The following is a 7,989-nucleotide window of genomic DNA, read 5'->3' as shown; positions in this document are numbered from 1 at the left end:
CAGCCCTTCACCAAGCCGCGAATCGGCCAGGTTCTCCGCCAGCACGCTGACTCCCAGGCCAGCCTCCAGCATCACGCCGAGGCCGGAAATCGAATTGGCCTCCAACAAGGGCGAGGGCTGCAGTCCCAGCAGCTCGAACTGCTGATTGAGGCGTCGCCGCTGCTGCATCTCCGGCGTCAGCAACACCAGCGGATAGTCACGCAGGCACTCCCACTGCGGCGCGTCGGGCAGGCGGAAATGCGTCTGACTGGCGATCAACGCCGAATGCTCCTGATAGAGCGGTCGACAGGCGAAGCCGCTCATGGCCGGCGCCGCAGGGTAGCCGACCGCAAGATCCAGCTCGCCATCCTCGAGTCCCTGGGCCAGCGATGAGGTCGACAGCTCGCGCAGGCGCAGCGAGAGCTGCGGGAAGGCCTCGCGCAGCCGCGGCAGAAACTCGCCGACCGCCGCCAGCGCCGACGGCACCACGCCCAGTGACAGGCGGCCGGTCAGCACCGCGTCCGGCGACAGGTCTCCCTTGAGCTCATCCAGCTCGGCGAGAATGCGCCGTGCGTGGGTCAGCACGCGCTCCCCTTCCGGCGTGAAGCCCTCGAAGCGATGGCCGCGCAATATCAGCGCCGTGCCCAGCTCCTCCTCGAGCTGCTTGAGGCGCGCCGACAGCGTCGGCTGGGTGACATGACAGACCCGCGCTGCGCGACCGAAATGGCGCTCACTGGCCAGCGCGACCAGAAAACTCAACTGTCGATGATCCATGTCGGGCCCTTGGCTCGCGGTGGCGGGAGTGACGCACGCTGAGGGCGCATGCCGTCAGCGCCATGATGACGCAAGGCGGCCCGTCAGTCAGCACGCCTGCATGTCTGGCGATCAGACACGAAAACGCCCGGCGCGATGGCCGGGCGTTGGATATCACCACTATCCGGGGCGTCGCTTATTGAGCGGCGTCCTGGACAGCTTCGCCAGCATGCTCGACATCCTGGCCGGCACCGTCAACGGTGTTGCAGCCAGAAAGCGCGGCCAGAGTGAAGAAAGAGGCGAAGATGAGTGCAATGGTGCGGGACATGGTCATGCTCCTTGCGGTAGTGAATATCGAGAAATCTCGTAAAGACGCCAGTTCCTGCGCCTCTACCCTCATACCTTGGGACGCCCCATGGGCTTTCAAGGGGTGAGATTCATGTTTTGTTCACTCGCCGCCCATGTCATGGACAGTGCCATCAACTGGCCGATTCCTCGATGGAACCCCCAAGGTGTTCGAGATCTTCCCCGAAACCTTCCACGGTATTGCAGCCACCCAACAGCAGGCCGAACAGCAGCGCGGTGCCAGTCATCATCATGAATCGTCGCATGGGCATTCCTCTCTCTCGGGCAATCAGCTGGCGGCGTTGTCGATCGAACCGCCCAGATGCTCCAGGTCCTTGCCGAAACCGGCCACGGTATTGCAGCCGGCCAGACTCACACTGGCCACCAACAGGGCAGCCACCATCAAACGCGTCATTCTCATCACTTCTCTTCCTGATCAACGGCCAATGAAGGTGAGACACCCTCACTGACCGAAGGTGCCAATACTCAACGATTTACCAGCAGAATCTTGCCCAGCGCCTCGCCGGACTCCAGCAGCTCATGCGCCTTGGCGACGTCACGGAAGCTGAACTGGTGCTCGTCGAGCAGCGGACGTACCGCACCGGCCTCCAGCATCTCGCTCAGGGCGTTGAGCAGTTCCGGCTGGTCGTCCATGCCGATACCGGTCAGCAGCGGTACCGAGCGGAAGATGACGTGCAGCGACAGGTTCTTGGAGTGCAGCTGGGTCAGGTCGTGGGTCGAGCGGGTATTGATGGAGCACAGACGACCGGAGGTCGCGGTGGCCTCGATGGAGCGATCCAGGTTGTCGCCACCGACGGTGTCGAAGACCAGATCGAAGCCACGCCCGGAGGTCAGGCGCGTCACGTAGTCCGCGACCGCTTCCTCGCGGTAGTTGATGATCTCGTCGGCGCCCAGCTGGCGTGCCAGGTCCGCCTTGGCTTCGCTGGACACGGTGGTGGTGACATGCGCGCCGAGATACTTGGCGATCTGTACCGCGACATGGCCGACGCCGCCGGTGCCGGCGTGGATCAGCACGTGCTCGCCTTCCTTGATCTGACCGCGCGAGACCAGCGCCGTCCAGGCCGTCAGGAATACCAGCGGCAAGGCCGCACACTCTTCCAGCGTCAGCGCTGCCAGACTCGGACGCTTCACGATCACACGGGTGTCGGCGACCATGTAGTCCGCCAGAGCGCCCTGCCAGCCCTTCACGCCACCGGCACAACCCAGCACTTCATCCCCGACGGAGAAGTCCGACACGCCTTCGCCGACGGCATCGATCACCCCGGAGACATCGCCATTGAGAATGGCCGGGAATTCCGGGTGCGACTTGACCAGCCCGCTGCGCAGCTTGGTCTCGATGGGGTTGATGCTGGAAGCCGTCACCTTGATACGCACCTGCCCCCGCGCCGGTGTCGGGGTCTCCAGTTCGCGCTCGACGAACACTTCGGGACCGCCGTACTGCTCGATGACCATGGCTTGCATGAGGAAAGACTCCTGAACGATGAAGGAAGAGACGCCATAGCCGGGCTCGGCGCCATCATGAATAGGGGGTGAGCGGCGTGCCGGTGTGTCGACGGGACAGACTGGCATTTCGCTCAGATTACCGCGAGCTTACTCCGTGTCTAACATAAGGTCAGCATCAGGCCAGCATCAGGTCAGCGCCAGCTTGAGCACGATGATGAAGATGACCGCGACCGTCAGCCACTTGACCCACCGCGCACCCGCGGGACTCATGTTGACCCGCGCGCCGAGGAAGGCGCCGCTCATGTTGCCGACCGCCAGCACCAGACCGTAGGCCCAGCGCACCTGACCATCGAACACGAACACCGCCAGCGCCGGCAGGGTATACATCAACACGATGAAGACCTTGAAGACGTTGACCTGGGTCAGGTCGATCTTGAGCAACCGGTAGAGCACCACGATGAACAGCACGCCGACACCGACCTGGATGAAGCCACCATAAATGCCGATGCCGAACATCGCCAGCAACACCACGGGCGTGATGCGCTCCGGCGTCAGTTCACGGGTGTCGATGCGCGGCGTCGGCAGCAGCATCATGATCGAACACACCACCATCACCACGATCAGGACGCTCTCGAAGGCCTCGGCACTGATGCGGGTCGCCAGCCAGGCGCCCAGCATGGCGCCTGCCACGGCGGGTACGGCCAGCCGCCAGGCCACCCCCATGTTGTGCGCGCCCGCCTTGAGGAAGGTGCTGGTCGCGGTCGCACTCTGCAACGCGATCGCCACGCGGTTGGTGGCATTGGCCTGCGCAGGTGGCAGACCGAGAAACATCAGCAATGGCAGCGTCAGCATCGAGCCACCCGCCGACAGCACATTGATGAAACCGGCCACGCCACCCAGTGCGATCAGCGCCACTACGCTGATCAGATCAAGGCCGCTGGTCAGCCCTGCAACATCCGACATCATGCCGACATTCCTTGTCCCGCCATCCCGTTGAGTGAAGACGCCCGAGGCGGACAGGCCCCAGAGCGCGCGATGCCCGACACACCACCCTCGCGACTGAGCGGGGGAAAGTGATGCCGGGCATCGTTCATAGCATATCGCGTCGCGTCACGCCTGCTTCAGACACATGGACTGACGCGTCTGGCGCTCATCCGACACGCCTGGCTCAGTGCGCCAGCGCTTCCTGCCGGCCACTCTGACGCACGCTGTAGGTCAGCACGCCCAGGAAGATGACCAGACCCGCGAGGTCGTAGGTCAGCTGACCATGCGGCCACAGCATCAGTGCACCGAGCGGGAACATCGCCAGACGCAGCCACCAGGGCAGTTCGTGCTCCAGATAGCCTTCCAGGCCCGCGACGATGGCGTAGATCCCGAACAGCGCGAACACGAACACCGTCAGCATCTCGCCGATATCACCGGAGATCAGCGGGCTCCAGGCGAACAGCAGCGGCACGATGTAGAGGCCCTTGGCGATCTTCCAGGCCATCAGGCCGGTCTTCATCGGCGGTGTGCGGGCGATCGCGGCTGCCGCGAAGGCGGTCAGGCAGACCGGCGGCGTGACGTTGGAATCCTGGGACAGCCAGAAGATGATCATGTGGGCACTCACCAGCGCCATGGTCAGCACGTGCGGCGACAGCGCCTGCTCATACAGCTGGCTCTGGAAGGTATCCGGCACCAGTGCCAGCAGTTCGCGGGCGGCGTCCATGCTCATCGGCGCGCCCAGCAGGTCCAGCTTGTCCGGTGCAGCCAGCATGAAGATGGCCTTGGCCTGCTCCGGCAGGTTGCCCGCCGCCAGCAGATCCACCAGCTGGGAATGGGCGATCAGGTTGTAGAGCGCCGGGGCGGACAGCGTGCCCAGCACGATATAGGACGCCGTCACCGGCAGGCCCATGCCCAGAATCAATGACGCCAGCGCGATCAGGATGATGGTGATCAGCAGGCTGCCACCCGCCCAGTCGGTGATCATCAGCGAGAAGGTGTTGCCGATACCGGTGGTGGAGACGACGTTGACGATCAGGCCGACGGTGATCAGCAGGATCGCGGTGGTGGTCATGTTGCGCACCCCGGCCAGCATCGCCTCGATGATGTCACCGAGCTTCATCGGATTCTTCGACAGCCACGAGGCCGCGATGACGGACAGGATCGCGATGCCGGCGGCGTAGGTCGGCGTGAAGCCGTAGATCAGCGCGCCGACCAGCACGAACAGCGGTGCCAGATAGTGCCAGCCATCCTTGAGCACGTCCTTGAGACGCGGGCCCTGCGGGTCATCCAGCGCCGTGGCGTCGGAGCGCTTGGCCTCGATGCGCACGAACATGGCCACCGACAGGAAGTAGAGCAGCGCCGGCAAGGCGGCCACGCCGACGATGGTCAGGTACGGCACCTGAGTGTAGGACGCCATGATGAAGGCACCTGCGCCCATCACCGGCGGCATCAGCTGGCCACCGGTCGAGGCAGCGGCCTCGACGCCTGCCGCGAAGCGCGCCGGGAAGCCGGCACGGCGCATCAGCGGAATCGTGATCACGCCGGTGGAGACGGTGTTGGCGACACTCGAGCCGGACACCGAGCCCATCAGGCCGGAGGCGAACACCGCCACGAAGCCCGGCCCGCCCTTGAAGCGACCCGCCGCGCAGCGCGCCAGATCGATGATGAAGTCACCCGCGCCGGACTTGACCAGAAAGGCCCCGAACAGGATGAACATGAACACGTAGGACCAGGAGATGCGCGCGATGGAGCCCAGCATCCCTTCGCCGCCGATGAAGCTTCTGAACAGCACCGTCTCCCAGGTCAGGCCCGGGAAGTTGAACACGCCACCGACATACTTGCCCCACCAGGCCACGTAGGTCAGCGCGATCAGACACAGCACCGGGATGAACCAGCCGGTGGTGCGACGCGCGAACTCGAGGATCAGACCGACCGCGACGATGGAGACCACCCAGTCCGCGGTGGAGAACACCACGCCGCGGTCATAGAGCGCATCCTCGAAGCCGATCAGGTAGAGGCCGCAACCCAGTGCCGCCAGCCCCAGCATGACATCCACGCCCAGCACCCAGCGCTTGGCACCATCACTGGCCGGCGTCAGCATCGGAATGGTCAGCGCGCACAGCAGACCGAACAGGCCATAGTGCAAGGCACTCACCCACAGCTCCGACAGGGTCGAGACGGTATTGAAGTACAGATGCGCCAGACAGATGACGATGGAGATCACGAAGACGGCACGCCCCAGCCAGGGCAGCTCCATGCGCCACGGCGCAGCTTCGGCGGATTCGTCGCGCACACCGGAGAGATCCGGCTCCTGCGCTTCGCTATCAGTGGGACGAGAGGGCTCTGGCGAGCGGGAATCATGCATGGCGTTGCCTCAAAACGGGATCAGACAGCGATGGCGCAGCGGCGACTTGCGTCACCATGCGCCCGGGCTTGCGAGGAGAATACGGGCTTCTACAGCAATCATTCGTGGGCACTGCTCTGGTCCTGCGCCTGCCACTTTGCCCACGCGGGGCAGTGTCATGGCGCCGGACCGGCGGTGGTTTATTGGTCTGGGAAACTGCGCTGCCCTCACCGCCGCCAGAGGCGAGCGATGAGGGCAGCGGGAACATCAGGTGTGGATCACTCGGCGATCAGGCGCGCCGGAATCTCGATGCCCTGCTCCTTGAAGTAACGTGCGGCACCCGGGTGCAGCGGCAGCGGCAGGCCCGCGATGGCCTTGTCGATGGCCATGGCCTTGGTGGCCGGGTGGATGTTGTTCAGGAACGGCAGGTTCTCGTACATGGTCTTGGTGATCTGATAGACGTCTTCTTCGGAGACATCATCACGCACCACCAGGATGTTCGGCTGGGCGATGGTGTTGATCGCCTCGTCCTGGCCCGGGTAGGTGCCAGCGGCGATTTCGTACGGAGTCCACAGCTCGAACTGGGAGTTGACCTTGGCCAGCTGCTCTTCGGTGAAGTCCAGCGTGGTGATCTCGCCGCCCAGGTTGGCGTAGGCACGGGTCACGGCGGAGGCCGGTGCGCCGGCCGGAATGTTCATGCCGTCGATGTTGCCGTTCTGCATCGCATCGGCACTCGGGCCATAGCCCATGTAGGCCAGATCCATCTTGTCGGCGTCGATGCCCAGCTGCTCGAGGATGAAGCGACCCGAGCCTTCGGTACCGGAGTTCTTCTTGCCGATGGAGAAGCTCTTGCCGTAGAAGTTGGTCATGTCCTCGATGGTGCCGGACTTGACCTCATCATTGCGGGCCACGAAGTGCTCGACGTTCTGCCACAGCATCGAGATGCTGCGCAGGTTCTTGTGCGCCTTGTTGACCGGCGGGGTGCCATTCCATGCCCAGGCGCCGTAGAGGCCCTGGATGATGCCGAACTGGGCCTGGTCCTCTTCCATCAGCTTGAGGTTCTCGCCGGAACCGGCAGAGGAGATCGCGGACACGGAGATGCCGGCGGTCGGCTCGAGCTTGACCTTGATCAGCGTGGAGAGTGCCACGCCGACCGGATAGAAGGTGCCACCGGTGGTGGCGGTACCCATGATGTACTTGCCTTCCGCCTGAGCCACGGCACTGAGACCAAGAGAGGCTGCGATGGCGAGACCGAGACCGGCCTTGAGGAACTGGCGCTTTTGCATGGAGTGACTCCTTGGCGAACCTGCCGGGCGCAGGTTGAGCATTCTTGTAATGTGGGTAGGCAGACGGACATTGCGGCTGAGCAGGCTCTGGCCCTGGGCGGTGCTGGCCATGTCGCGACCGACAATGCGCAAGGTAGCCCTCTTTTGCGTGGGGCGTTCGTTGCGAGCCTCTGCATCAGCGTAGGAAGAAGGTTAGCAACTGTCCGCGCGGCGCGGTATTTGGCGATGGGGGCATTGCGCAGCCCCCACAGCGCGCACGGGCAATCCGCAAAGTGGCAGGATTCTGCCGATCTGGTCACACTGAGGGCATTCGCGGGCGTTCACGCCAGGGAGTCCGCCACGATTCGGGTTACCCTTTGCCCTCGACTCACGCCCGCCCTGCTCCATCCGATCAAGGAGAGACGATGACCCCCTTCAGCCTTCACCCGCAGCTGGACGCCGACACCCACTTCGTGGCCGACCTGCCGCTGTGCACCGTGCGTCTGATGAACGATGCGCGCTATCCGTGGCTGGTACTGATTCCGCGCCGCGATGCCATCCGCGAGATCTACGAGCTGGACAGCAGCGCCCAGCAGCAGCTGTGGCAGGAAACCACCCAACTGGGCGAACTGCTGATGACGGTGAGCGGTGGCGAGAAGCTCAATATCGGTGCACTGGGCAACATGGTGCCGCAGCTGCACATGCACGTGATCGCCCGCCGCAGCGATGATGCAGCCTGGCCGGGGCCGGTGTGGGGCGTCGGCACGGCAGAGCCCCACGACAGCGAAGCGCTGACGGTGCTGGTCGACACCCTGCGCATGAAGATCGCCGAGCTGCCGAGCTATTCCTACTGAC

Annotated in this window: 9 protein-coding genes; 1 reads left to right on the top strand and 8 read right to left on the bottom strand. The window is 64.1% G+C overall.

The genetic code is table 11. From position 1 onward, the window contains the following. From AC4FAH_RS08585 to AC4FAH_RS08550, 8 genes are all read right to left on the bottom strand, one after another. Positions 1 to 753: LysR family transcriptional regulator (locus tag AC4FAH_RS08585; protein ID WP_490245899.1), on the bottom strand; the 753-nt coding region annotated here is incomplete at its 3' end. 175 nt (positions 754 to 928) lie between these two features. Then, positions 929 to 1,060 carry an entericidin A/B family lipoprotein gene (locus tag AC4FAH_RS08580; RefSeq protein WP_043333217.1) on the bottom strand — a complete coding sequence of 44 codons (132 nt, stop codon included), beginning with the start codon at positions 1,058 to 1,060 and terminating at the stop codon, positions 929 to 931. A 151-nt stretch (positions 1,061 to 1,211) separates the two neighbouring features. Continuing rightward, entirely contained in the window at positions 1,212 to 1,343 is a 132-nt protein-coding gene (locus AC4FAH_RS08575; RefSeq protein WP_107335644.1) for an entericidin A/B family lipoprotein, read from the bottom strand. Between the two features lie 23 nt (positions 1,344 to 1,366). Next, complete coding sequence (locus tag AC4FAH_RS08570) at positions 1,367 to 1,498, bottom strand: entericidin A/B family lipoprotein (RefSeq protein ID WP_084589348.1); 132 nt, start codon at positions 1,496 to 1,498, stop codon at positions 1,367 to 1,369. Between the two features lie 65 nt (positions 1,499 to 1,563). Beyond that, complete coding sequence (locus tag AC4FAH_RS08565; RefSeq protein WP_286988396.1) at positions 1,564 to 2,559, bottom strand: zinc-dependent alcohol dehydrogenase family protein; 996 nt, start codon at positions 2,557 to 2,559, stop codon at positions 1,564 to 1,566. A 168-nt stretch (positions 2,560 to 2,727) separates the two neighbouring features. Continuing rightward, the gene (locus tag AC4FAH_RS08560; protein WP_225347489.1) at positions 2,728 to 3,507 is read right to left on the bottom strand and encodes a sulfite exporter TauE/SafE family protein; all 780 of its coding nucleotides are present in this window, start codon (positions 3,505 to 3,507) and stop codon (positions 2,728 to 2,730) included. A gap of 202 nt (positions 3,508 to 3,709) precedes the next feature. Further along, a complete protein-coding gene (locus tag AC4FAH_RS08555; RefSeq protein WP_152965327.1) occupies positions 3,710 to 5,782 on the bottom strand; it encodes a TRAP transporter permease in 2,073 nt (690 codons plus the stop codon). A gap of 365 nt (positions 5,783 to 6,147) precedes the next feature. Then, complete coding sequence (locus tag AC4FAH_RS08550) at positions 6,148 to 7,155, bottom strand: TAXI family TRAP transporter solute-binding subunit (protein WP_043333219.1); 1,008 nt, start codon at positions 7,153 to 7,155, stop codon at positions 6,148 to 6,150. Positions 7,156 to 7,559: 404 nt separating this feature from the next. Between AC4FAH_RS08550 and AC4FAH_RS08545 the strand changes: the two genes are divergently transcribed. Then, positions 7,560 to 7,988 carry an HIT domain-containing protein gene (locus AC4FAH_RS08545; protein WP_054555248.1) on the top strand — a complete coding sequence of 143 codons (429 nt, stop codon included), beginning with the start codon at positions 7,560 to 7,562 and terminating at the stop codon, positions 7,986 to 7,988. Position 7,989: the final 1 nt, after the last annotated feature.

The sequence above is a fragment of the Cobetia sp. genome, from assembly GCF_983723665.1.
This window is presented reverse-complemented; position numbering and strand designations above follow the sequence as displayed.

What these genes read in the sequence shown, in the direction of transcription:
- AC4FAH_RS08580 (WP_043333217.1), bottom strand. Translation starts at nt 1,060, where the DNA reads ATGTCCCGCACCATTGCACTCATCTTCGCCTCTTTCTTCACTCTGGCC.
- AC4FAH_RS08550 (WP_043333219.1), bottom strand. Translation starts at nt 7,155, where the DNA reads ATGCAAAAGCGCCAGTTCCTCAAGGCCGGTCTCGGTCTCGCCATCGCA.
- AC4FAH_RS08570 (WP_084589348.1), bottom strand. Translation starts at nt 1,498, where the DNA reads ATGAGAATGACGCGTTTGATGGTGGCTGCCCTGTTGGTGGCCAGTGTG.
- AC4FAH_RS08560 (WP_225347489.1), bottom strand. Translation starts at nt 3,507, where the DNA reads ATGATGTCGGATGTTGCAGGGCTGACCAGCGGCCTTGATCTGATCAGC.
- AC4FAH_RS08545 (WP_054555248.1), top strand. Translation starts at nt 7,560, where the DNA reads ATGACCCCCTTCAGCCTTCACCCGCAGCTGGACGCCGACACCCACTTC.
- AC4FAH_RS08555 (WP_152965327.1), bottom strand. Translation starts at nt 5,782, where the DNA reads ATGGAGCTGCCCTGGCTGGGGCGTGCCGTCTTCGTGATCTCCATCGTC.
- AC4FAH_RS08565 (WP_286988396.1), bottom strand. Translation starts at nt 2,559, where the DNA reads ATGCAAGCCATGGTCATCGAGCAGTACGGCGGTCCCGAAGTGTTCGTC.
- AC4FAH_RS08575 (WP_107335644.1), bottom strand. Translation starts at nt 1,343, where the DNA reads ATGCGACGATTCATGATGATGACTGGCACCGCGCTGCTGTTCGGCCTG.